A 22,503-nucleotide genomic window follows, 5' to 3' on the forward strand; every position below is an offset into this window, starting at 1 on the left:
GAATTGGAATCCGGAACCAATTCTACATTCCATCTGAGCATTTGCTAACGACATTGATAACTGGGGCGGCGGATATATTATTATTGGGGTAGAGGAAGAAGATGGCATGCCGAAGCTTCCGGTCAGCGGGCTTACTCCGGATTCCATAGACCGCATTAACAAAGAATTACTGCAAAAGTGCAATCTGATTGAGCCGCGATATGTTCCGATTGTTGAGCAGACTATTTATGAAGGTGCGGATATTTTGGTTCTTTGGGTGCCGGGCGGAGAATCACGTCCATATAAGTGCCCAACCTCATTCCCGGCAGAAAAGGTTGTCAGGACTGATAAAGCGTATTATATTCGTAAACTTTCCAATACAATTAAGGCAAATAATCTGGAAGAAAAAGAACTGTTTCTTTTGGCCAATAATGTTCCTTTTGATGATCGCGCTAATTTTAAAGCGAATGTAGCAGATTTAAAGTCCAGTCTGATTGCAGAGTATCTTTATGCAGTAGGAAGCGATTTGTACGAAACTTCGCTTAAGCGTCCTGTTACGGAACTTGCCTTAGATATGCGTTTGGTTGGTGGTCCGAGTGAATTGCGCAAGCCATTAAACGTTGGGCTTATGTTTTTTTATGAGCGGCCGGATGAGTTTTTTCCTTATGCACGTATTGAAGTTGTTGATAAGCCTGATCCGACAGGGATCGGTATGACTGAAAAAGTATTTTCCGGGCCGCTTGACCGTCAATTGCGTGATGCCCTTAGCTATGTCCAAAATTATATTATAAAAGAAAAAGTTACAAAGGTTCCTGGCCGCGCCGAAGCAGAACGTATTTATAATTACCCTTATGCGGCGGTGGAGGAGGCTTTATCGAATGCGGTCTATCACAAATCCTATCAGATTGGCGGACCCATTACGGTAACGATTACTCCTGAAAAAATGGAGATTACCAGTTTGCCGGGCCCGGACAGGACGATCAGTGATGAAGATATCCGAAACAGTCGGTAAGGCTATACGTGAATTGATAGGAGAACATAAAATTGAATATATTGATTCAGAAAATTTAAGAAGCCGCTATCAGAAACTTCGATTGACAAAGAATTGAGTAACATAACAGGGCATACGTATCTGTGAAATAAAAAACTCCTCCGGTAGTATTCCCGGAGGAGTTCCTTTCTACTGATAATCGCAGACATTCGCCCATTTCTGAAGTAATTCAACCTCTTCGGGACGTTTCTTTGACAGCTGGGCCGCAGCTACGATCGGCAGCCATGTCTGTACGTACTTCTTTGCAGTACCGGTCTTTTTGCAGAAGATATCCATGTACATATCCGCTTTTTTCTGATCCTGTAAGCAGAACAGAAGGTAGGTTCTGGCAACATCTGCACTGGCGTTACCCTGAGTCGCATGTACCCAGTCGAGAACACACATGGAGCCGTCTTCTCTTACGACGATATTGGTCGGGTTAAAATCACCGTGGCATAACTTGGTATGCTTTGGCATGCTGTCCAGCTTGGTGCGCATGTCATAGCGTGTGATATCACTTAATTCATCGATCTCAAGAATCTGTCTGGACATCTTATCCTTCAGCTTGTTTAACAGAGGACAGTGTTTGGAAAGAATATTCAGATGAAGATCAACCATCTGTTCCATGTACTCTGCAAGCTTGTCAGGGTTCTCGTCCATAAGCTGCTGGAGGGTTTTGCCTTCAATGAAGTCAAACGTAATGGACCACTTACCTTCAAATACACCGACTTCCAATACCTTTGGTACGTCAATTCCGCCGGTTTCTTCTACACGCGCGGTAATCAGCGCTTCATTTAATACTTCCGCCTTCGGGAAATCTGCGTTGAAAACCTTAATCGCCTTGTCTCCGTCACGATATACTTTTTTTGTTGCTGTTGTTGCAATCAATTCTGCTGCCATATATAACCTCTCCTTCCATCCTTGAGTCTAAACTATGTAGTAGTTTTGGTTCTTTTATTTTACTACAAATTCCATAAAAAGTACAGATATTCCGGTAAAAAGTTCTGAATATTTTGCACACAATTTACATAAAACTAAAAATATGATCAAAAACGAAAAACTGCGGTTCCGTATGCGGGAAGCGAATATGCGATGGAATAATCCTGGCCGTCGCACTCCTTTTTCACGGAACGGAACGCAGGGGCCTTGTCGCCCCGTTTGTAGAGGCCGTGGCTGTTATCCAGCACCAGGGTATAGGTTCCGCGCTTCGGCACGCCCACACGGTAGTCAGGCCGTTCTACCGGAGTGAAATTGATGACAAATAAGAGGCTCCGTTTGTGGTCGCGGCTGTAACGGATGAAACTGAAGATGCTGCGGTCTCCGTCGTTGGCATTGATCCACTGGAAACCATCCCAGTCGTAATCCAGTTCGTAGAGTGCCGGGTATTTGCGGTAGAGCTGCAGTAAATCCTTCACATAGCTCTGTAAGCCGGCATTCTGCGGCTCGTCGGCCAGGTACCAGTCCAGCGCCACCTTTTCATCCCACTCGTGAAACTGACCGAAATCCTGCCCCATAAAGAGCAGCTTCTTGCCCGGGTGTCCCAGCATAAAGGTGTAGCCCGCTTTTAAGTTGGCAAACTTATCCTCTAAAAGGCCCGGCATCTTGTTGATCATGGAGCACTTCAGATGGACGACCTCGTCATGGGACAGCACCAGGATATATTTTTCACTGGTAAAATAGGTGAGTCCGAACGTCATCTTGTGATGGTTGTATTTGCGGAAATACGGGTCCAGCTTCATGTACTCCAGGAAATCGTGCATCCATCCCATATTCCACTTAAAGGTAAAGCCAAGGCCTTCATCCTCCGGTTTTTCGGTGACCTTCGGCCATGCGGTGGACTCTTCCGCGATGACGATGGCGCCGTTTCCGCGGTCTGCCATAACACTGTTTAAATGCTTGAAAAATTCAATGGCTTCCAGGTTTTCATTGCTGCCGTAACGGTTGGGAATCCAGTTGCCGTTCTCCCGGCCGTAATCCAGATAGAGCATGGAGGCGACGGCATCCACACGAAGTCCGTCCACGTGGTATTTTTCTACCCAGTAAATGGCGTTGGCAATGAGGAAATTGTCTACCTCATACTTGCTGTAATCAAATACCTTGGTTCCCCAGTCCGGGTGCTCCCCTTTTCTGGGATCAGCGTATTCATAGAGCGCCTCTCCGTCAAATTCAGAGAGGCCGTGCGCATCCCGCGGGAAATGGGCCGGAACCCAGTCCAGGATGACACCGATTCCTTTTTTGTGCAGGTAATTGATAAAGTACATGAATTCCTGAGGCGTTCCGTAGCGGGAGGTCGGTGCGAAATAGCCGGTGACCTGATACCCCCAGGAGCCGTCGTAGGGATGCTCGGCGATTCCCATTAACTCCACGTGGGTGTATCCCATGTCGGTCACATAATCGGCCAACTCCCTCGCAGCTTCCACATATGTATAGCAGCCGTCTTTTTCCGGTCTGTTTTTCCTGCGCCAGGATCCGAGGTGAACCTCGTAAATGCTCATCGGAGCATTCATAGGATCGGTACTTCCGCGTTTATCCATCCAGGCGTCGTCTCCCCACTGGAAGTCCGAGAGATCGGCGGTAACGGAAGCGGTGCCGGGGCGGTATTCCGCGCTGAATGCATAGGGATCTGCCTTGAATAAAATTTTGCCGCTCTTTGTTGTGATGGCGTATTTGTATAGCTCTCCTGCAGCGATGCCGGGGACAAATGCCTCCCAGATGCCTGAATCCGCCAGAGGTTTCATCGCATTTGCCTCCGGGTCCCAGCTGTTAAAGTCGCCGACGACACCGATCTGCTCCGCGTGAGGCGCCCAGACGGCAAAATACATGCCGTTTTTGCCCTTATATTTTTTTGGATGCGCGCCCATTTTCTCGAAGATCTCATAATGTCTGCCGTTGTTGAAGAGATAACGGTCCACTTCCGTGATAAATCCTGTCCCAATTTCCTTTTTGCTTCCTGCCATAAGTTTAGCCCTCCGTAATCTTTAGAATAACCCCCCGGTTTGCCGGCAGAGTTACCGTGATTTTCTGATCTGTAACGGGATATTCCTCCCCGTCGAGAAGATTTACCGCTGTGGTGCCGCTTACCGGGCATGGTATGGCGACGGATACATCGGCTCCGTCGTTGTTTACCGCAGTAATGACGGCATGTCCCTGATGGAACCGTGCAAATGCGTACTGCCTGTTGGTGAGAAGGAGCTCCTGATACCGTCCCCCGTGGAATTCAGGATTCTCATCATGAATGGTTCCCAGTCTGGCAATAAGATCTGTCAGGCCGCAGTGAAGTTTTTCCTCGTCTGCGATGGTGATGCGAGGCCGGAGCGCATCATCGCTCGTCTTTGTCCGCCTGCCTTCAATCCCCCATTCTCCTCCATAATAGATGGAAGGAATTCCGGGAAGTGTGAACAGGAGTGTGTAGACGGGATATAGATGCTCCGGATCGTTTAGTTTGCTGGCGATCCGGTCCTCGTCGTGGTTATCTACAAAGGTGTAGAGCCTGCCGCCGATGGCCTCGAGACGCCTGACATTATGGGCTATTTCGAAGTAATTGTGGTCGTTGTGTCCGGAATAAATGCTTTTGTGCAGCTCATAATTGGTGACGGAATGAAGCATCTCATCATTCACCCATCTGCTGTAATCGCCGTGAATCACCTCGCCCATCAGCCAGAAATCATCCTTCATGGCGGAGGTCTGGCTCCTTAGCTCCTTCATGAAGCCAAAGTCAAGCACGTTGGCACAGTCAAGGCGGATTCCGTCGATATCGAAGGTATCGACCCAGAACCGGATCGTATCAAATAAATACTGTTTTACATCGGGATTCCACAGATTCAGACAGGGCAGTTCGTAATGACCCTGCCAGGCCTCATAGCCAAAGGAATCTCCCAGCGGACTGTTCCAGCCGAAGTTCACGCCCTTATACCAGTCACGGTAAGGAGAACTCTCCCGGTTTGCAGCAATGTCCAGAAATGCGAAGAACTCCCGGCCTGTGTGGTTGAAAACTCCGTCAACCACCACTTTGATGTCCGATTCATGACACAGGGAAACGAAGTTTTTGAAGCTTTCATTGGTTCCCAGACGGCGGTCTACCGTGCGGTAGTCCCGCGTGTCATACCCGTGTGAGGAGGACTCAAACAGTGGCCCGATGTAAATGGCGTTACAGCCAAGTGACCGGATATGAGGAATCCATTGATCCATTTCCTCAAAACGGTCTGTAACGTCGGCTCCGGAATTCTCTTTCGGCGCCCCCGTTAACCCTAAGGGATACATATGATAAAATACCCCTTTTTCATACCACTTGCTCATATACTTATCCTCCAGTGATAAAGTTTATACCTCCCGGCTCTTGAAGCGGCGCAGAAGGAACTGATAACGCAGCTGTGCCGCGTTTAGTTCATAGATATAGCAGTCGATCAACGTGGGATCGACTACCTGTTCAAAATGGTTTCTTGCCGAATCGATGGCTGTTTTGGAACGCTCGATCTCCCGGCGTAAATTTTTTTCTTCCTCGGAACGGACCAGCCGTTTTCTGAATATCATGCTTTTCATCGTATTTCATCTCCAGATTAAAATAAGTCAACAGTTCTACTATAGAAAATAGTATATCTGGAAAATACCAAAATATTCATAAATTGCCTGTATTCATTGGCGAAGGCTGCTCTTTGGCAGAAGAAAGCAGTTCCTGAAGATAAGTCCCCAGTCTGCGGAGTTCCTTTGTACTGTCTGCGATCGTCAGATAATAGTAGTTGGAAGTGCCTTCCCGGCGAACATTCACCAGCCCGGCGTCTTTTAAAATCTTTAAATGATGGGAAATGGCAGGGCGCGATAAATTAGTCTGCTCCGTAATCTCCTTTACATTCATGCCGTGGGCTCTGTCAGGCCGGTATCCCTCCAGCAAAGCGGCGATGTTCGTCTCATGGTCATCATAGAGACCGGTGCTGGCAAGCACCCCGATGATGGAAAGTCGGACCTCGTCGCCAAGAGCAATAAACAGCGGCATGCAGTCGCGGAAAAGCTTGTTAAAATCGCCGGCTTCCAACATGTAAACTCCTCCTTTGGTTTAAAAAAATAAACTAATTGTATTTTACCATTTTAGGGAGAGAACGTCAACAAAATGAAGTGGAAAAAGCCGGGGGGTGAGATGGAAAAAAAGTCCATTCTATCAAGGCTTCGCAGTTATGTAAAGCAAATAAATGTATACAGTATATTTGTGGAAAACAGGTTGACTTTTAGCTTCGGATTGTGCATAATTAAGAAACATTCTTACCCCCATTCGGAGGGCAGATATGATTCACAGGGTCATAGAATTCTTTTTATGACAGCAGCGCCGATATTCCGGCACAATTCCCAGTTTTGATAAAATATAAAGAGAGAAAGAGGGGGATTTTATCGCTCAAAATTTGATTTTGCTGTTGGTGCTGGCCGCTGGCGCCTATTACGATGTGCGGGAGCACCGGATTCCCAACTGGTGGGTAGCCATTTCCATGGTCTGTGGGATACTTCTTGCCATGGTGGAATCTGGAGTGCCTCCGGAGACGGCGGTTTATTTAAAAGAGGGCGGGCTGTTTCTGGCGCGTATGCTGGTGGTGACAGCACTGTTTTTTCCACTGTTTTTCTGCCGCATGATCGGAGCGGGAGATGTCAAGCTGGCCGCGCTGATCTGCGGCTACTCAGGCCTTGCCGCCGGAGCCGCGGCGATCGGCCTGGGATTTCTTATGGGGGCCTTCTGGTCTTTTCTGAAGATGATGGTGAAAGGCAGCTTTCATGAGCGCTTTAGCCATCTCACAGCCTATATCAGGCGCATTTACCATACAAAAAAAATAACGGTTTATTATGATTTTGCCAGGGACGGGGCGGAGGCGGTAATCCCGCTGGGAGTCTGTCTGCTCTTTGGGACCATGGCTTTCATCATGATACCGGGATAGGAGCAAAGGTGTGACAAACAGGATTATGGCGGTCTACGACGTAGACCCGTTTTATGCCGACCGGTTTGCAGATTTTGTAAACCAGAAGGAGAAGGTGCCTTTTACCGTCATGGCGTTTACGACGCTGGAAAGGCTTAAAAATTATGCCATGGAGCATGAGATTGAATTGCTGCTGATTAACAGTACTGTGCCTAAGGAGGAGATTGACCGCCTGGGAGCGGCCAGGGTGGTGACGCTGGCTGACGGGGAGACGGTGCCGGTCGATGGGCAATATCCGAGCGTCTATAAGTATCAGGCCACCGACAATATCATGCGGGAGGTAATGGCATGTTACTGTGTGGGGACGATTCAGCCTGCGCTTACCGCGATTGGGAATGTTGGTGATATCATCGGTGTGTACTCCCCTGTCAACCGCTGCTTAAAGACCTCTTTTGCGCTGACTGCGGGCCAGCTTCTGTCCAGAAAATCACGGGTGCTTTATGTAAACTTAGAAGACTGCTCCGGACTGGAAAAGCTGTTTGGGGAAGAGCACAAGGCGGATTTGTCCGACCTGCTGTATTTTTACGGACAGGGAAATTACAGCTGGGTACGGCTGAGCTCGGTTATCTACTCCTGGGGGGATTTGGATTACATACCGCCGGTGCGGTATCCGGAGGATTTGTGCCAGATTACGGCCGAGGATATGGCAGATCTGCTGACGCGGATTGCAAAGGAGAGCGCCTACGATATCGTGGTGGTGGATTTAGGACAGTTTGGGAAAAAGGCCGCTTCCGTGCTGGAAGTATGCAGTACGGTCTTTATGCCGGTGAAGGATGACTGCATGTCTGTGGCAAAGGTGGAGGAATTCGAAGAGTACTTAGTACGTTCGGGGCATGAGGCGCTTAAAGAGCGGATTCAAAAGATTAAGCTTCCTTATCACAGCAGTTTTGGAAGAAAGGAAAGCTATCTGGAGCAGCTGCTGTGGGGAGAGCTAGGGGATTATACGAGGCAGCTGTTGAAGGGGAGGTAATCGTAGTAACGGAACAACAGGAAAAGAACGAGAGAAAACGGCAGTCAGGTGACAGGGGGCATAAGCGATGGATCAGGAATTATGAAAGGAACTGCGGCAGGAACTGATGACGGTTCTGGAGGGACAGAACCATACCAGCGACGAAGAACTGTATGAGCTGATCGACGAACGGATTCTGGAATACGGGCAGGCCAGATACCTGCCATTAAAAGAGCGGGTGGACCTGCGCAGCAGCCTGTTTGATTCCTTCCGCAGGCTGGGAGTGCTGCAGGAGCTGGTGGATGACCGTGAGGTGACGGAGATTATGGTGAACGGACCAGATCATATCTTCGTCGAACGGAAGGGGCGTGTGGAGGTGTGGAGCAAAGGCTTTGAGAGCACGGAGCAGCTGGAGGATATGATTCAGCAGATTGTCAGCCGGGTTAACCGGACCGTGAATGTCTCACGGCCGGTAGCGGATGCCAGACTGCCGGATGGATCCCGTGTGCACATCGTCCTGCCGCCCATTGCATTAGATGGTCCTGCTGTGACGATCAGAAAGTTTCCGGAGCCGATTACGATGGAGAAATTAATCAGGTTTGGCTCGGTCAGCGAGGAGGCGGCTGTATTTTTAAAGAAACTGGTGACGGCGGGGTATAACATTTTTATCAGTGGAGGAACGAATTCCGGGAAAAGCACGTTTTTAAATGCGCTTACCGCCTGCATTCCGGCAGAAGAACGATTGGTTACGGTTGAAGATTCCGCGGAACTGCAGATCCGTGCCGTTCCGAATCTGGTAAGACTGGAGGCCAGAGGGCCAAACGCAGAGGGTGAGGGCGCCGTCACGATCGCAGATCTGATTCGCGCGGCGCTCCGTATGAATCCGGACAGAATCATTGTGGGGGAGGTCCGGGGAAAGGAGGCACTGGACATGGTTATGGCTATGAATACGGGGCATGACGGCAGCTTGAGCACTGGACACGGCAACAGCCCGAAGGATATGCTGTCCAGGCTGGAGACGATGATGTTAATGGGGGCCGAACTGCCTCTGCCGGCGATCCGCAGTCAGCTGGCCTCGGCTCTTGATATTCTTGTGCATTTGGGAAGACTGAGAGACAGGAGCAGACGGGTGCTTTCAATTGTGGAGGTGGATTGCTATGAAGAAGGGGAAATCAGGCTTCATTCCCTGTATGAGTTTGAGGAAAAGACGGAGGAACGAAAAGGTCCGGACGCAGTTGTCTCCGGATGCCTTAAGAAAACCGGAGCACTTAAGCACACGGAAAAACTGCGGGCAGCAGGTGTTGTGTTATGACAGGTACCGGCTGTCCGCCGGAGAGTGGTTCCAATATGCCGCGGCAGGAGCCGGTTTTGCGGCGGCCGTGTCCTATGTATTTTACCGGAGTCTGGCGGTATTTATTCTATTGAGTCCGTTCGGACTGTGTTATCCCCTGATCAAGAAGCGAGATCTAAAAGAACAGCGTTTGAAAAAGCTTAATCTGGAATTTAAAGAAGGGATTCTGATTCTATCTTCCTTTCTGAGCGCCGGATACTCGGTAGAGAATGCATTTTCAGCCAGTGTGAAGGAACTGGTGGTCATGTATGGACCTTCCGGTATGATGACTTTGGAATTCAGCCATATGGAGGGACAGATTCGCATGAACCGCCCGGTTGAGCAGGTGTTGAGGGAATTTGGCGACAGAAGCGGACTGGACGATGTAAGGAATTTCGCCGAGGTATTTGCCGCGGCAAAACGAAGTGGGGGAGAACTGGTCTCGATTATTAACCACACTTCGGGCGTGATTCGTGACAAGATACAGATTCAGGAAGAGATCGCAACAATGACGGCGGCCAAACAATTTGAACAGAAGATTATGAATCTGATTCCTTTTTTCCTGGTGCTGTACGTCGATGTCAGCTCACCTGGATTCTTCGATATGATGTATCAGACCGGTGCAGGCAGAGGGATCATGACGGGGTGCCTGGTGCTTTACGCGGCAGCGTATGCTTTAGCGGGTAAAATTCTGAGAATCGAGGTGTAGCAATGGGGAAATCCGTAAAATTTCCGGTTCCAAAGTTTTCTGTGGTCTGTGCCGCGGCCGGAATCATACTGTATGCAGTATTACTGATTTTTCAGGGAGGCAAATGGGTGCCCGTAGCTTCCTTGGAGCGGGCGTCCCACGGAGAAGGGGAACTCCTGTATGAGGTTATGGTTCGGGAGTTGGGGGAGGGAGGGCGGGAAATACCGGTTACGATACCGGTGAGAGACCGGCAGTATTCAGACGAGGAAGCCAAAACACTGTATGATACGGTACTCCCGGAACTGACCGACCGGATTCTGGGCGGAAACGAATCACTGGAGGCGGTTCGCGGTGATTTGGATTTAGTGCGGGTGTTGGAGCCCTACGGCTTAACGGTACGATGGGAATCCGAGAACGCAGAACTGGTGGACTCCTTTGGTACCGTGGTAAACAGCGGCGTTTCGGAGGAAGGGGAGACGGTTTGGTTAAAAGCAGTCTTAACGGATGGAGTCCATACGCAGGAATACGACATACAGGTGACCGTGATGCCGCCGGTCTTAAATGGGGATGAGCAGCTTAAGGAAAAGATCATGGAAGCGTGCCGCCGCCTGGATACCAGGCAGAAGACAGAGAAAGAGCTTCTTCTTCCGGAGGAAGTGGACGGAAAAAAGCTGAGCTATTACCGGGAGCGTGATACAGACTACACGGTGATCCCTTTTTTAGGAGTTCTTCTTGCCTTTTTGTGGGCGGCGCGGGAGAAAATGAATGAGCAGAATGCAAAAAAACAGCGGGAGCAGCTTTTGCTTCTGGACTATTCTGAAATTGTATCAAAATTCATGGTATTTATCAGCGCGGGGATGACGATACGGACTGCCTGGGAACGGATTGCCGTGGGATATGAAAACACAGTCCAGGGAGGAACACGGAAGCCGAGGCCTGCCTATGAAGAGATGTGTCATACGATTTCCCAGTTAAAGAGCGGAATGGCCGAGGGCAGGGCATACGGTGAATTTGGGCGAAGGTGCGGTCTGCAGCCCTACGTTAAGCTGGCGGCACTGCTGGAACAGAACCGGAAAACCGGCAGTAAGAATCTTAAAGCCGCGTTGGAGCTGGAGATGGTGACAGCGTTCGAACAGCGGAAAAACCTGGCGAAAAAACTGGGAGAAGAGGCCGGAACAAAGCTGCTGCTGCCGCTGTTTCTAATGCTTGGAGTTGTCATGGTCATGATGGTAGTGCCTGCGTTCCTGGCTTTTTACTGAGAAGGGAGGTGAATGGTATGGAAAGGATAAAGAAAGAACTGGCTGCATTTTTGAAGGAAGAGGATGGCGTGGGAGTAATTGAGATTGTATTGATTCTGGTGGTGCTGATCGGTCTTGTAATCATCTTTAAGAAACAGATTACAACCCTGCTGAACAATGTATTCAAGGAAATCAACAGTCAGTCGAAAGAGGTATATTAATATGCGCAAAAGCGGGCAGATAACCGTATTCTTAAGCCTGGTTATGCTGTGTGTCTGCAGTCTGGTGTGCGGGCTCGTCGAGTCCGCCAGGACCGCAGGGGCAGGCTGGTATCTGAAGATGGCAGCAGATTCCGCCATGGATTCTGTATTCAGCGGCTATCACCGGGCGGCATGGGAGCAGTACCGGCTTTTCCTGCTGGAATACGAAGATGAGGACGAGCCAGGCAGTACGTGGCTGAAGCATATGGAGCCTTATATGGAAACCCATGGCTGGTATCCGGCTGTCATTCAGTCCGCCTCGGTCAAAGAAATTTCCCGTATTACCGACGAGCACGGAGCCAATCTTAAGCAGGAGATACAGGATTACATGCGGTATGGAATCTGGGATACTGTGGCGGAAGAATCCGAAGCGGAAACTTTATGGAAGGAACTGAAAGAGGCGGAATCCCTGCAGACCGTTTCAGAGGCGTACAGCGGCCACGCGAGGGAGGCGGCACGCATGGAGCGTGCGCTTGAAGCCATATGGAAATCGCTGGAAAGCCAGGAAGAGCATCATAAAAAGGCCGCCGCCAGACTGGCCGGCTGGGATGGATCCGGTTTTCGGACCGCCGCAAAGCAGTTAAAAAAAGAGGCGGAGCGCCTTCCGGGGCTGATAAAGACCTACGCAAAGAAAGCTGACGAACTGGCTGCACATCTGGAGGAAACGAAGGCGGACACAGAGCAGCAGAGGGATGATTTAAGCGAAGGTATACGGAGCGCCATGGAGGAGGAACTGGCCAGCTATGAGTCATACATTTCTGAGAACGGAGAAAAGCGGAGGGAGATAGAAGCCATGCTCCCTGGGACAGAAGGAAATACGGCGCTGATTGACCGTGCGGTGGAGCAGTCTTATGAGGTCGAAGAGATTATTGATGATTGGGACGACGAGGACGAGGGAGATGAACCGGATGAGGATGCATTATGGGGATCTGTTGAGGCTGTCTGGGATAGGGTGAAGATACCGGAGCTCTCCTTTCGGGCGGGGCTGAAGGAACCGGAAAAGCAGAATCTTCTGGAACAGATTCAGCAGATGGCGGGACTGGATCTGTTGATGTTAGTCCTTCCTGAAGGACAGGAGGTTTCTAAAGGTGTGATTCAGACAAGGGGACTTCCATCGGCAATGCATACAGAAGACATTTTGAAAGATAATTTTCTGGAACGCATATTGACAGATGAATATATAGGCAGATTTTTCACCTGTTTTTTGTCGGCTGACCAGAAGGAGGTGCGTTATGAGCAGGAATATGTGCTGGGAGGCAAATCAACAGATGAAGAAAATCTGAAATTCGCTGCGGCGAGAGTTCTGGCAGTGCGGGAAGGACTTAATCTTATTCATATCTTGTCAGACAGCCAGAAGAGAGAGGAGGCGCGTGCGCTGGCCGCGGCAATTACCGGTATTACCGGGACCGCACCGCTTACAGGGATTGTAGCGTTCTTTGTTATGACAGTATGGGCTCTGGGGGAAGCGGCGGCAGATCTAAAGGCTCTTCTGGCCGGAGACAGAGTTCCGCTTATAAAGACGAGAGAGACGTGGAAACTGAATTTAGACGGACTTCTGACCCTGGGAGAACAGGGAAAAGTGGAAGCAGGACAGGAGACGGGGGTGGGAAAGCGCTATGAGGATTACTTGAAGATGCTGCTGTTTATAGAACCGGCAGAGCGTCTGTATTATCGGGTGATGGATGTAGTCCAGATAAATCTCTCCAGAAAACAGCCGGATTTTACCATGGAACGGTGCGCATATCAGGCCAAGATTGTTGGCACTGGTACTGGAAAGCATCTGTTTTGGCTGGGTGGGGATCCACGCTATACCATGGAAGTGCATACAGACAAAGCATATTAGAACAGGAGGCGATGGATAATGCCCTTTTTTCAGCGGCCCTTATCAAAGGATTTTAATAAAAAAAGATCAGTTACTCTCCAGGTACGAATCCCCCTTGAGATTTACGGCCTCCCTGTAAAGAGGGTATTATCTTTCGCCTCCCCCCGGCATGTCTGGTACCGGCAGCTGGGAGATCGGCTTCGTGTGTGCGGCAGCATTACGGTAGAAGCCGCGCTGGCACTGCCGCTGTTCCTGTTTGCCATGATGATGCTGATGATTCCGATGGTACTGATGAATGAGAGCAGAAAAATACAGACGGAGCTGGAACAGGTGTGCGCGGAAATCAGCCAGTATGCGGGGGTGCTGTCCGATTCCACGCTGGAAAGCGAAGTCTATAAGAAAAGCGGAATTCCGGAGGAACTCATTGAGGATATGACGAGGACAGGCTTTCGCTTATATGCGGAAGGAAGGATAAGAAGCCGGATTCAAACGGAGAAGGCCGGTCAGTTTTCCCTGACCGGCTCCCGGATTCTGGAGGACGGAGAAACCATAGACTTAATTCTCAGCTACCAGATGGTTCTTCCATTTCCCGTGTTTCGCATGAAGAGTGTGCCAATGACGGCCAGAAGCTGCAGAAGAGCATGGATCGGCAGAGACGGCGGAAAGAGGAATGGAGATACCGGACAGGATATGGAAGATGAACTGGTCTATATCGGCAAGAGCAGTACCCGGTACCATAGAAACAGGAATTGCCACTATCTTTACAATTATATCAGCGTAATCTCTTTTGCAGATGTAGGAACTGTGAGAAATTCTGATGGAAGGAAGTATAAATCATGTGCCAGATGCGGCGGCCTTGCGGGACCGGGAAGTTCTGTATATATCATGCCAAGCGGGGAGAGCTATCATGGCGACAGGAATTGTTCCTCTATTGTCGCTTATGTGCGTGCGGTGCCGTTGTCGGAGGTGGAATATCTGGGGCCATGTTCTTATTGCGCGAAATAGAGAGGGACCGGGAAAGGAGGAGACTCAATGGAAGATATAAGATGGGTACATATAATATTTATGACATTTTTAGCGGCTGCGGCCTGGCAGGATTTGCGGAATAAAAGTGTAAGTGTATGGCTGTATCTGGGCTATGGGGCAGTTGCAGGTGCCATCAGGCTGACTGGTGGGGAGCCTGTTTTACAGGCCCTGAGCGGGGGGCTGGTGGGGGTGGTGCTTTTGGCAGCAGGCTGGCTGACCGCAGGTGCGATCGGAATTGGCGATGGCTTGTTTTTCGTGGTCAGTGGGCTTTACTTAAGCTTTTATGATAATGTGCGGCTGCTTTTATACGGAATACTATGGGGCGGTATATTTTGCCTGTTTCTATTTTTGTATGGGAAAAAACATGGAATAAATATACACAGAATGACGGTGCCATTTTTACCGTTCCTCATTCCCGGGTGGATCTGGATGGTGATTTCATGAAAAAAAGACTGGCAGGAAGTTATACCATAGAGGCAGCCTTTGTTATGGCGCTTGTCCTGTGGGCAGTTTTGTTTTCTGTTCAGGCAGCATACAGGCTGCGGGATGAGACAGTGGGAGCGATGGCACTGCAGGGAGCCTCAGAGTATTTACGTCATGGAGAGGAGATTACGGAGGAGGCGGCGGCAGCCTATGCAGAACGCCTGGCAGGAAGACCATTCTCCTGGAGCGGCTATAAATTCATCATAGAGGAAAAAAGAACGGCACTGATGGGGCGGAGCGTCAGCGCCTCTGGAAAAGGGGGAACCTGGTCCCTTCTAATCCGCCAGAATGAATATGATCCGGAGAATTTTCTTCGGATGTGCAGTCTTTTAAACCAGGAGGAATGAAATGGAAATTACATATAAAAGAGAACTGAAGCATAATTATCTGATTATTATCCCGGAAGAAACTTTCTACGACAGCTATGAGATACGGATGATGGCCTCCAACTGTATCGATGGACTTTTGAAATTTCATGTGAAGCAGGTGGATAACATAAGATCTTACTACTATGAGATCACATCAAGACAGCCTCTGACGCGGCTTCTGGAATACCAGAGCCTGGGGGCAGAGGAGCTCCGATGCCTGATTACGGGGATCGTCAGGACTCTGGAGCGGATGGAGACGTATTTGCTGCAGGAAGGCCAGATTTTGTTAGAGCCGGATTATATCTATGTGGAGCCAGAAAATTTTACAATGTATCTCTGTCTCATTCCAGGACGTCAGGGGATATTTCCGGAAGAGATGACGGCTCTTCTGCAATACCTTCTGGGAAAGGTGAATCATCAGGATAAGGAGTGTGTAGTAATGGCATACGGACTTTATCAGGAGAGCTTAAAGGAGAACTATGGAATGGGGGATCTTCTGAGGCTGACAGGCCGGGACAAGTCTGATGACATGAGAAACGAGTGGGGGAAAGAGCCGGAGATGAAAGATAATGACTGGCAGGCGGATGCGATGGAAACCGATGGAGAGGCGGAGCTGATACGACCGGTGAGCAGGAATAAAAAAGCGGTGCGAAGACAACCGGAGTGGAAAGAGCGCGAAAAAAAGGTGTTTGAGAACAAAACTATATTACAGGAGGGCAGTAAAAAGAGAGAAGAAAGTCTGGTGGAAAGGAGAGCTCTGGTCCGCAATATTTTAACCTTTGCCGTTATTGCTGCAGGCGGACCTGTTTTTTGCTGGTTTTTATATGGAGAAAGAGGTATAAAACAATACTGGCCGCTTCTGGTGGCACTGGATGTGCTGACAGCGATTTTTTTATTTGTGCGTATCGTCATTCCAAAATTACTGGAGGGAGATCAGAAAGAAGGAGATTTTGTTGAACGAGAGGACAAAAACAGATATGATGAGGAAGAAAGTCGCCATGAGTGGCAGATGGTGTTTCAGGAAGAACCTGAGAACAGTCATGATATTCCAGTTGCAGGTAATCATGAGGTAAATTTTAAGAATGAGGAGTGTACTACGGCCCTTTTGACTGAACAGGAACGGCCTTTAAATTCCAGATGCCTCCGCAGTACAGAACCGGGAATCCCCGACATTATCATTTCCTACGTTCCGTTTATTATTGGTAAACAGGAAGGACTGGCAGACTATGTATTATCCCGTGATACAGTCAGCCGTCTCCATGCGAGAATAGACAGAGAGGGGGAGGAATACAGGATTACGGATTTAAATTCGACAAACGGAACTACGGTAGGCGGAAGGCTGCTGGAGATGAACGAAACCGCGGTACTTTTGCCTGGAGAAGAAGTTTATATTGCAAATATTGGATTTATATTTACATAAAGCGGCAAATTGTGCTAGAATGGTCGTATGATTATAAGGAGAGCACAATGGAAGATTTGTACGGACGAAAAAAAGCATATGTAAATACCGGCCTTATCGCGTTAAACGTGCTGTACTTCCTTTTTCTGGAGGCGACAGGTTCTTCGGAGAATACATCATTCATGGTGGCGCACGGCGCCATGTATGCGCCGCTGGTAATAGAAAAAGGTGAATATTACCGGTTGATTACCTCTGTATTTATGCACTTTGGAATCAGCCATATTATGAACAATATGTTGATTCTTTTTATCCTGGGTGATAATCTGGAAAGAGCCCTGGGTCATATAAAATATCTGTTTTTCTACCTGATCTGCGGAGTGGGGGCGAATATCGTATCCATGGCCGTTAATTTAGGGGAGTACCGAAACGTCGTATCAGCCGGCGCTTCGGGAGCTATATTTGGTGTGATAGGCGGACTTTTATACGCCGTCATCATAAATCGTGGCCGGTTGGAAGACTTGAGTACCAGACAGCTGGTTGTGATGATTGTATGTTCCCTGTATTTTGGCTTTACCAGCACAGGTGTTGATAATGCCGCGCATATTGCAGGTTTATTAATAGGCATTGTAATGGGGATCCTTTTATATCGCAGGCCCAGGAAAAAACGCAATACCGAGATATGGGGATAAAATGGAAGGAGGTGAGAGTGTGAGGGATGACAATTGTATTTTCTGCAAAATTGCTAATGGCGAGATACCGTCAGAAACCATTTACGAAGACGAGACGTTCCGTGTAATTCTGGATTTGGGCCCGGCATCAAAAGGACATGCTTTGATTCTTCCAAAGCAGCATTACAGCGACATCTGCGAGTTGGATGAGGATGTTGCGGCCAAGGTCCTTCCACTGGCAGCAAAGATAGGAACGGCGATGAAAAAATCTTTGAATTGCGCCGGGTTTAACGTAGTCCAGAATAACGGGGTGGAAGCAGGACAGACTGTATTTCATTTTCATGTGCACATTATTCCTCGTTATGAGAAAGGGCCTGTTATGGTTTCGTGGGTACCGGGAGAGGTGAGCCCGGAAGAATTAACAGAAACAGGAGCTGCCATAAGGAGCACCCTGTAATCAAAGGGGGCATAGGAGATGAGCATGCAACAAGATGAAGATATGCTGTTACAGTCGATTTACGAAGAGTATCAGGGAACGCTCCGCCGAATTGCGAGAGCGCTGAATGTTCCCAATATGGAACTTGAAGATGTTGTCCAGGAAACTTTCATAGCTTATTTTAGGAAGTATTCATTAACATGGTCTCCAACACGCAAGAAAGCGATGCTGGTGAAAATCCTGAAAGGAAAAGCGATTGACTGCCTCAGAAAGAATGGACGCTATGAAAAGGTCAGTCTTGATGAGGAGAATTCAGTTAGATGTATTGAGATGCTGACCACGTACGTGGTAACGGATCCCATTGATATTATTATCAGTGAGGAAGCAATACAGAGAATTACCACGGAAATCGCCAATATGAGACAGGAATGGAAAGAGATGGCTGTTCTGTATTTCCTTGAACAGAGAACCATACCGGAGATCTGTGAAATGCTGGAGATACCGGGAACGGTATGCCGCTCCCGGATTTACAGGACAAGAATGTGTCTGAAAAAGATTCTCGGACCCAAATACGATATTTAAAAATTTAATAATGTTTAGTTTGAAGCCAGAGATTCGATCATATCCACGATTGTATCGACGGCATTATGCAATTCACTTTGTTCCATGCGGCTGATATAGGTTTGACGGTCATTATATGTTTGGGTAATGGCCTGGAACAGGGAATCGTCAGATAGATTTTCTTCTTCCAGGACGCAGCTGAAGCCCTGTTTTTCGAATGACCGCGCATTTAGGATCTGGTCACCGCGGCTGGCAGCAGCAGAAAGTGGAATCAGGATATTAGGCTTATGGAGTGCCAGAATTTCACAGATAGAATTGGCACCTGCTCTTGATATCATTAGATCCGCTGCAGCGAATAAATGTTTCAAAGGTGCGTCAACGTACTCGTACTGTACATATCCTTCGGTGGTTTTCAGACTTTCATCCAGATTGCCCTTGCCGCAGATATGTATTACCTGGAAGGTCTCAAGCAGTTTTGAAAGTATATGGCGTACAGAGCGGTTAACGGTAACAGAACCGAGACTACCGCCGATAATAAGAATGATAGGGCGGTTGGCAGACAAACCGGTATATTTAAGCCCGGTAAGCCGATCGCCCTGCAACAGTTCTTTGCGTATCGGTGAACCGGTAAGGCATGCCTTTTCTTTTGGAAGGTATCCCAGAGTTTCTGGGAAATTACAGCAGACTTTTGCCGCTGATGGAATACAGATTTTATTAGCCAGTCCGGGGGTCATATCGGATTCATGGATAATAACCGGAATTTTATAATGCTTTGCCGCAAGAACAACGGGAACGGCAACAAAACCGCCTTTGGAGAAGACGACATCAGGCCGGTGGAGTTTTATCAGCTTCAGGGCCTCGCCATAGCCTTTCACAACGCGGAATGGGTCGGAGAAATTTTTGATGTCAAAATATCTGCGGAGTTTACCGGAGGAGATACCATCATAGGGAATACCCACTCCTTCGATGAGTTTCCGTTCGATTCCCTGATAGGATCCAATGTAACGGATCTCATAGCCATGTTCTTTCAGAGATGGAATCAGAGCAAGGTTCGGGGTAACATGTCCGGCGGTCCCGCCGCCGGTTAAAATGATTTTTTTCATAAGACGTTGCCTCCCAATATCGATATACTATTATAGTAAACGTTAGCAACAAAATGTCAACCCCAAAGCGTGTGGGAACTTCAGGATAACCTGTAATTATGAGGTGTGTGCGTGGACCAAGATAGGAATCATGGAAAAAAATGTTCTGTTTTCAAGCGAATAAAATATTTTTTAACACGACAAGTAAGAATGGATGCACGGTTGCTTGATTTTATGCAGGAGCACCCGGAAATAGCACCAGATTCTGATCTACTTGAAGCACCGCCCGGTGAATTTCAGAAAATATTGGCTGAGATGGATAAAAGAGGAATCAAACCTGCTGTTAAAAGGCAGGTAAAACTAAAAAACAGTCTGACCAACGCAGGAAGATATATGCATAGGCCTGCGTTTGTTGCGCTGTTAGTGGTTTTGATAATTGGTGGGACTTCTGTGGGGACATCGGCGAAGAAGGCTTATGATTATAGGGTTAGAGAGACGGCAGCAGGAAAGAGTAATATAGTTTGGAATAATGACCAGTATGTAATACAAAAAAATGAGGGGATAGAAGAAGTATATAAAGAAATAGAAAATAGTTTAGGCATTAAGGCATTAAAAATATCCGTAATTCCTATAGAGATGAAGTATGATCATTTAGAAATAAAAGAAGGTATAGCAACAATGAAATTTACTTTCAAAGATCGTTTATTTTGTTTTGTTCAAGCTAAAAATAATGTTGCATCTTCAAATAATGTAGTATCAGATAGAGATAAAAGCAATGAAATTTATAATTTATGGTTGGATAAGACAATAGTAATAGAAAAAAATGAATTGCCCAATGATCGGATCGAGTATAGTACTTACTTAGAAATCAATGGAGCTTACTACTATCTATATGGAATCATGGAAAAAGATGAATTTGAAAATATAGTAAGTGAATTAAGATTTTAGGAGAAGAAAATCATGAAAAAAAGGTTATTAAGTATATTATTAGCACTATTAATGGTAGCATCAGTTGCTACATCAACGTATGCTCAGGGTAATGTAGAACAAATTTTAAGTGGTTCTCCGTATGTTACAACTATAAATAATAAAGTATCACGATTTTCAGCTATACAACCCAGAGGAAGTATAATTTCAACTGGTATTTTGCAAATATCTAATAAAGGAAAAGGTAATATAGGTGTATATATACAAACCTTAACTCATCAAGAAGTAGATGAGACTATATTTGGTGTTTATTTGGATCGTTGGATTGCTAGTGAAAAGCGATGGGCAACTGTAGCTAACTATAAATTTACATATACTAAAGAGGATAATCCGGATGATGATCTAACAATTAAATCAATAGCTTTTGATATAGAAGGGCAACCGGTAGATTGCTATTACAAATTGCGCGGAGCGCATTTAGTAATATTAAATGGGAACCGTGAGATGCTAACAAGTGAAACGGATGGTATATTAATAACAGATAATGTAGAATAGTAGCATTAACCTAATTAAATGAATTAAAAGGTGTGCAAAAAAGCTAAAGTTTTTTACACACCTTTTCCTATTCATAATTCTATAAATAATTATAATGACATATTTAGCTTATCTTCCCACTCCACTTCCTTAAACCCAACCAAAACAAAATCGTCCCCCACAACAATTGGCCGTTTTACAAGCATGCCATCTGTAGCCAACAATTCTAACTGTTCAGCCTCAGTCATTTCTGGTAAACGATCTTTTAAATTCTGTTCTTTGTAAAGATTTCCACTTGTGTTAAAAAACTTTTTCAGAGGGAGCCCGCTTTTCTTGTACCAGGTTTCCAGTTCTGTTGCGGTGGGGTTCTGCTCTTTGATATGTCGGGCTTCATAGGAGATTCCATGGTCATCCAGCCATTTTTGGGCGCGTTTGCAGGTGCTGCATGGGGGATACTGTAAAAATAATATGCTCATATTGGATATTCCTTTCTTTTTATCATATTTTTCATATATTTATTGGAACTTTCGCATAGGGTAATAGCCCATTCTGGCGATTGAGCGCGTTACTTTTGGTACAACTGCCATTGACTCTATTTTATCCTGTATTGCCCTGAATGAAAAGGGGATTTTTGAATAGAATGTAGTAATAGACAGAATTGAGGAGTTTCAATGAGCTTTATTTTATTTTTATCGGAGGCAATGGTTCCGCTGATTCTTTTTTATATTGTTGGATTTGGAATTCTTTCGAAACGTCCGGTTTTTGATGATTTTATCAATGGTGCAAAAGATGGGATGAAAACTGTTGCAGGGATTATGCCAACGCTGATTGGATTGATGACTGCAGTGGGAGTACTGCGCGCTTCGGGCTTTTTGGATTTTCTGGGGGAACTTTTGAAGAATCCTGCAAGCTGGCTTTGTCTTCCGGCACCGGTGGTACCTGTGATTTTGGTGCGTTTGGTATCAAACTCCGCAGCGACAGGACTTGTGCTTGATATTTTTAAGGAATACGGTACAGATTCCTATGTTGGCATGCTGACCTCAATTTTAATGAGCTGTACAGAGACTGTGTTTTACTGCCTCAGTATCTATTTTGGCACTGTGAAAATCAAAAAAACAAGGTATACTATGGGTGGTGCTTTGCTGGCTACAGCGGCAGGAGTGGCGGCCAGCATTATTTTAAGCCGATTTTTGGCATAAAATCCAGTAATTAAACAGTTTTTTAAGAATTTCATAAGAATTCAGGTGGTTGCCTTAGGATTCATTATCATGTATAATCATGAGGAAGCTTTTATTGGCAGGAACGTATGAAAGGGATAGACGTGGATACTTACGGGACTCTTAACGAAGTATTGGTAAGATTGTTTCGCGATATTATGGACATAGAACAACAGGCCATTATTACGTCTGAGTTTAAGGACTTGACGAATAATGATATGCATGTCATAGAAGCCATTGGGATCGAAGAACCGAAGAATATGTCAACTATAGCAAAAGAGCTTTCTGTGACAGTCGGGACACTGACGATTGCGATGAACAGTCTGGTTAAGAAAGGCTATGTGACTCGTCAGAGAGGAAAAGAGGACCGCCGCGTTGTTTATATATTTCTTTCAGAAAAAGGAAGAGCTGCTTACGAGCATCATGCCAGATTCCATAAGGATATGATCGATGACGTTATCGGTCAGCTGAGCGGAGATGAAGTAGAAGCTTTGATTAAAGCTCTGACCAAGTTAAATACCTGGTTTCGGAGCCTTGAGGAGAACTAGAAGG

At 47.1% G+C, this 22,503-nt stretch carries 26 protein-coding genes; 19 read left to right on the forward strand and 7 right to left on the reverse strand.

Features of this window, described 5'->3' with window-relative positions; translation table 11 throughout:
- The first annotated feature begins 82 nt into the window (after positions 1 to 82).
- Positions 83 to 991 carry an AlbA family DNA-binding domain-containing protein gene (locus DFR60_RS15475; RefSeq protein WP_243005088.1) on the forward strand — a complete coding sequence of 303 codons (909 nt, stop codon included), beginning with the start codon at positions 83 to 85 and terminating at the stop codon, positions 989 to 991.
- 168 nt (positions 992 to 1,159) lie between these two features.
- Here DFR60_RS15475 and DFR60_RS15480 read toward each other — a convergent pair whose 3' ends face one another.
- The 5 genes from DFR60_RS15480 to DFR60_RS15500 form a co-directional block, all read right to left on the reverse strand.
- Positions 1,160 to 1,909: a phosphotransferase family protein gene (locus DFR60_RS15480; protein WP_002605696.1), complete on the reverse strand. Its 750-nt coding sequence runs from the start codon at positions 1,907 to 1,909 to the stop codon at positions 1,160 to 1,162.
- 146 nt (positions 1,910 to 2,055) lie between these two features.
- Positions 2,056 to 3,966 (reverse strand): 1,4-alpha-glucan branching protein GlgB, encoded by a 1,911-nt coding sequence (glgB, locus tag DFR60_RS15485; RefSeq protein ID WP_110323692.1) that lies wholly within the window; start codon positions 3,964 to 3,966, stop codon positions 2,056 to 2,058.
- A 4-nt stretch (positions 3,967 to 3,970) separates the two neighbouring features.
- Positions 3,971 to 5,305: an alpha-amylase family glycosyl hydrolase gene (locus DFR60_RS15490; protein WP_110323693.1), complete on the reverse strand. Its 1,335-nt coding sequence runs from the start codon at positions 5,303 to 5,305 to the stop codon at positions 3,971 to 3,973.
- A 24-nt stretch (positions 5,306 to 5,329) separates the two neighbouring features.
- A complete protein-coding gene (locus tag DFR60_RS15495) occupies positions 5,330 to 5,548 on the reverse strand; it encodes a YaaL family protein (protein ID WP_110323694.1) in 219 nt (72 codons plus the stop codon).
- A 76-nt stretch (positions 5,549 to 5,624) separates the two neighbouring features.
- Complete coding sequence (locus tag DFR60_RS15500) at positions 5,625 to 6,041, reverse strand: ArsR/SmtB family transcription factor (protein WP_110323695.1); 417 nt, start codon at positions 6,039 to 6,041, stop codon at positions 5,625 to 5,627.
- Between the two features lie 358 nt (positions 6,042 to 6,399).
- On the opposite strand from DFR60_RS15500, the gene DFR60_RS15510 reads away from it, so the two are divergent.
- The 14 genes from DFR60_RS15510 (at position 6,400) to DFR60_RS15575 (ending at position 18,212) form a co-directional block, all read left to right on the forward strand.
- Positions 6,400 to 6,924: a prepilin peptidase gene (locus DFR60_RS15510; protein ID WP_110323697.1), complete on the forward strand. Its 525-nt coding sequence runs from the start codon at positions 6,400 to 6,402 to the stop codon at positions 6,922 to 6,924.
- Between the two features lie 25 nt (positions 6,925 to 6,949).
- A complete protein-coding gene (locus DFR60_RS15515; protein ID WP_110323739.1) occupies positions 6,950 to 7,933 on the forward strand; it encodes a P-loop NTPase family protein in 984 nt (327 codons plus the stop codon).
- A 106-nt stretch (positions 7,934 to 8,039) separates the two neighbouring features.
- Positions 8,040 to 9,224, forward strand: a complete 1,185-nt coding sequence (locus DFR60_RS15520; RefSeq protein ID WP_110323698.1) for a TadA family conjugal transfer-associated ATPase — start codon at positions 8,040 to 8,042, stop codon at positions 9,222 to 9,224.
- Positions 9,214 to 9,951, forward strand: coding sequence for a type II secretion system F family protein (locus DFR60_RS15525; RefSeq protein ID WP_110323699.1), 738 nt, complete (start codon positions 9,214 to 9,216; stop codon positions 9,949 to 9,951). The genes DFR60_RS15520 and DFR60_RS15525 overlap by 11 nt, the downstream gene beginning before the upstream one ends.
- A 2-nt stretch (positions 9,952 to 9,953) precedes the next feature.
- Positions 9,954 to 11,189, forward strand: coding sequence for an immunoglobulin-like domain-containing protein (locus DFR60_RS15530; RefSeq protein WP_110323700.1), 1,236 nt, complete (start codon positions 9,954 to 9,956; stop codon positions 11,187 to 11,189).
- A gap of 17 nt (positions 11,190 to 11,206) precedes the next feature.
- Entirely contained in the window at positions 11,207 to 11,389 is a 183-nt protein-coding gene (locus tag DFR60_RS15535) for a Flp1 family type IVb pilin (RefSeq protein ID WP_002605686.1), read from the forward strand.
- Position 11,390: 1 nt separating this feature from the next.
- Complete coding sequence (locus DFR60_RS15540; RefSeq protein ID WP_110323701.1) at positions 11,391 to 13,271, forward strand: DUF5702 domain-containing protein; 1,881 nt, start codon at positions 11,391 to 11,393, stop codon at positions 13,269 to 13,271.
- 18 nt (positions 13,272 to 13,289) lie between these two features.
- Positions 13,290 to 14,255 carry a TadE family protein gene (locus DFR60_RS15545; RefSeq protein WP_110323702.1) on the forward strand — a complete coding sequence of 322 codons (966 nt, stop codon included), beginning with the start codon at positions 13,290 to 13,292 and terminating at the stop codon, positions 14,253 to 14,255.
- 27 nt (positions 14,256 to 14,282) lie between these two features.
- Positions 14,283 to 14,720: a prepilin peptidase gene (locus tag DFR60_RS15550; protein ID WP_110323703.1), complete on the forward strand. Its 438-nt coding sequence runs from the start codon at positions 14,283 to 14,285 to the stop codon at positions 14,718 to 14,720.
- Positions 14,717 to 15,106 (forward strand): hypothetical protein, encoded by a 390-nt coding sequence (locus DFR60_RS15555; protein WP_110323704.1) that lies wholly within the window; start codon positions 14,717 to 14,719, stop codon positions 15,104 to 15,106. Before DFR60_RS15550 ends, DFR60_RS15555 begins: the two co-directional genes overlap by 4 nt.
- Position 15,107: 1 nt before the next feature.
- Positions 15,108 to 16,547, forward strand: coding sequence for a DUF6382 domain-containing protein (locus DFR60_RS15560; protein ID WP_110323705.1), 1,440 nt, complete (start codon positions 15,108 to 15,110; stop codon positions 16,545 to 16,547).
- 47 nt (positions 16,548 to 16,594) lie between these two features.
- Entirely contained in the window at positions 16,595 to 17,215 is a 621-nt protein-coding gene (locus DFR60_RS15565) for a rhomboid family intramembrane serine protease (RefSeq protein ID WP_110323706.1), read from the forward strand.
- Between the two features lie 19 nt (positions 17,216 to 17,234).
- Positions 17,235 to 17,651, forward strand: coding sequence for an HIT family protein (locus DFR60_RS15570; protein ID WP_110323707.1), 417 nt, complete (start codon positions 17,235 to 17,237; stop codon positions 17,649 to 17,651).
- A gap of 18 nt (positions 17,652 to 17,669) precedes the next feature.
- Entirely contained in the window at positions 17,670 to 18,212 is a 543-nt protein-coding gene (locus DFR60_RS15575) for an RNA polymerase sigma factor (protein WP_025532466.1), read from the forward strand.
- 14 nt (positions 18,213 to 18,226) lie between these two features.
- Here the strand turns inward: DFR60_RS15575 and murG are convergent, their stop codons facing one another.
- Positions 18,227 to 19,294: an undecaprenyldiphospho-muramoylpentapeptide beta-N-acetylglucosaminyltransferase gene (gene murG, locus DFR60_RS15580; RefSeq protein WP_110323708.1), complete on the reverse strand. Its 1,068-nt coding sequence runs from the start codon at positions 19,292 to 19,294 to the stop codon at positions 18,227 to 18,229.
- Between the two features lie 111 nt (positions 19,295 to 19,405).
- Between murG and DFR60_RS15585 the strand changes: the two genes are divergently transcribed.
- Both DFR60_RS15585 and DFR60_RS15590 read left to right on the forward strand, forming a co-directional pair.
- Positions 19,406 to 20,221 carry a glucosamine-6-phosphate deaminase gene (locus tag DFR60_RS15585; protein WP_243005085.1) on the forward strand — a complete coding sequence of 272 codons (816 nt, stop codon included), beginning with the start codon at positions 19,406 to 19,408 and terminating at the stop codon, positions 20,219 to 20,221.
- A gap of 12 nt (positions 20,222 to 20,233) precedes the next feature.
- Entirely contained in the window at positions 20,234 to 20,755 is a 522-nt protein-coding gene (locus tag DFR60_RS15590; RefSeq protein ID WP_110323709.1) for a hypothetical protein, read from the forward strand.
- Between the two features lie 89 nt (positions 20,756 to 20,844).
- Here the strand turns inward: DFR60_RS15590 and DFR60_RS15595 are convergent, their stop codons facing one another.
- Positions 20,845 to 21,210, reverse strand: a complete 366-nt coding sequence (locus DFR60_RS15595; RefSeq protein WP_110323710.1) for an arsenate reductase family protein — start codon at positions 21,208 to 21,210, stop codon at positions 20,845 to 20,847.
- A 195-nt stretch (positions 21,211 to 21,405) separates the two neighbouring features.
- Here DFR60_RS15595 and DFR60_RS15600 point away from each other — a divergent pair, with 195 nt between their 5' ends.
- Together DFR60_RS15600 and DFR60_RS15605 are read left to right on the forward strand one after the other, a co-directional pair.
- A complete protein-coding gene (locus tag DFR60_RS15600; RefSeq protein WP_110323711.1) occupies positions 21,406 to 21,933 on the forward strand; it encodes a spore maturation protein in 528 nt (175 codons plus the stop codon).
- Positions 21,934 to 22,040: 107 nt separating this feature from the next.
- The gene (locus DFR60_RS15605) at positions 22,041 to 22,499 is read left to right on the forward strand and encodes a MarR family winged helix-turn-helix transcriptional regulator (RefSeq protein ID WP_110323712.1); all 459 of its coding nucleotides are present in this window, start codon (positions 22,041 to 22,043) and stop codon (positions 22,497 to 22,499) included.
- Positions 22,500 to 22,503 lie beyond the last annotated feature (4 nt).

It is taken from the genome of Hungatella effluvii, from assembly GCF_003201875.1.
GTDB lineage: Bacteria > Bacillota > Clostridia > Lachnospirales > Lachnospiraceae > Hungatella > Hungatella effluvii.

Bases quoted from the DNA above. Each gene is read 5' to 3' on its own strand.
- DFR60_RS15480 (WP_002605696.1), bottom strand. From the start codon at position 1,909: ATGGCAGCAGAATTGATTGCAACAACAGCAACAAAAAAAGTATATCGT.
- glgB (WP_110323692.1), bottom strand. From the start codon at position 3,966: ATGGCAGGAAGCAAAAAGGAAATTGGGACAGGATTTATCACGGAAGTG.
- DFR60_RS15490 (WP_110323693.1), bottom strand. From the start codon at position 5,305: ATGAGCAAGTGGTATGAAAAAGGGGTATTTTATCATATGTATCCCTTA.
- DFR60_RS15495 (WP_110323694.1), bottom strand. From the start codon at position 5,548: ATGAAAAGCATGATATTCAGAAAACGGCTGGTCCGTTCCGAGGAAGAA.
- DFR60_RS15500 (WP_110323695.1), bottom strand. From the start codon at position 6,041: ATGTTGGAAGCCGGCGATTTTAACAAGCTTTTCCGCGACTGCATGCCG.
- DFR60_RS15515 (WP_110323739.1), top strand. From the start codon at position 6,950: ATGGCGGTCTACGACGTAGACCCGTTTTATGCCGACCGGTTTGCAGAT.
- DFR60_RS15520 (WP_110323698.1), top strand. From the start codon at position 8,040: ATGACGGTTCTGGAGGGACAGAACCATACCAGCGACGAAGAACTGTAT.
- DFR60_RS15530 (WP_110323700.1), top strand. From the start codon at position 9,954: ATGGGGAAATCCGTAAAATTTCCGGTTCCAAAGTTTTCTGTGGTCTGT.
- DFR60_RS15535 (WP_002605686.1), top strand. From the start codon at position 11,207: ATGGAAAGGATAAAGAAAGAACTGGCTGCATTTTTGAAGGAAGAGGAT.
- DFR60_RS15540 (WP_110323701.1), top strand. From the start codon at position 11,391: ATGCGCAAAAGCGGGCAGATAACCGTATTCTTAAGCCTGGTTATGCTG.
- DFR60_RS15545 (WP_110323702.1), top strand. From the start codon at position 13,290: ATGCCCTTTTTTCAGCGGCCCTTATCAAAGGATTTTAATAAAAAAAGA.
- DFR60_RS15550 (WP_110323703.1), top strand. From the start codon at position 14,283: ATGGAAGATATAAGATGGGTACATATAATATTTATGACATTTTTAGCG.
- DFR60_RS15555 (WP_110323704.1), top strand. From the start codon at position 14,717: ATGAAAAAAAGACTGGCAGGAAGTTATACCATAGAGGCAGCCTTTGTT.
- DFR60_RS15560 (WP_110323705.1), top strand. From the start codon at position 15,108: ATGGAAATTACATATAAAAGAGAACTGAAGCATAATTATCTGATTATT.
- DFR60_RS15565 (WP_110323706.1), top strand. From the start codon at position 16,595: ATGGAAGATTTGTACGGACGAAAAAAAGCATATGTAAATACCGGCCTT.
- DFR60_RS15575 (WP_025532466.1), top strand. From the start codon at position 17,670: ATGAGCATGCAACAAGATGAAGATATGCTGTTACAGTCGATTTACGAA.
- murG (WP_110323708.1), bottom strand. From the start codon at position 19,294: ATGAAAAAAATCATTTTAACCGGCGGCGGGACCGCCGGACATGTTACC.
- DFR60_RS15590 (WP_110323709.1), top strand. From the start codon at position 20,234: ATGAAAAAAAGGTTATTAAGTATATTATTAGCACTATTAATGGTAGCA.
- DFR60_RS15595 (WP_110323710.1), bottom strand. From the start codon at position 21,210: ATGAGCATATTATTTTTACAGTATCCCCCATGCAGCACCTGCAAACGC.
- DFR60_RS15600 (WP_110323711.1), top strand. From the start codon at position 21,406: ATGAGCTTTATTTTATTTTTATCGGAGGCAATGGTTCCGCTGATTCTT.
- DFR60_RS15605 (WP_110323712.1), top strand. From the start codon at position 22,041: ATGAAAGGGATAGACGTGGATACTTACGGGACTCTTAACGAAGTATTG.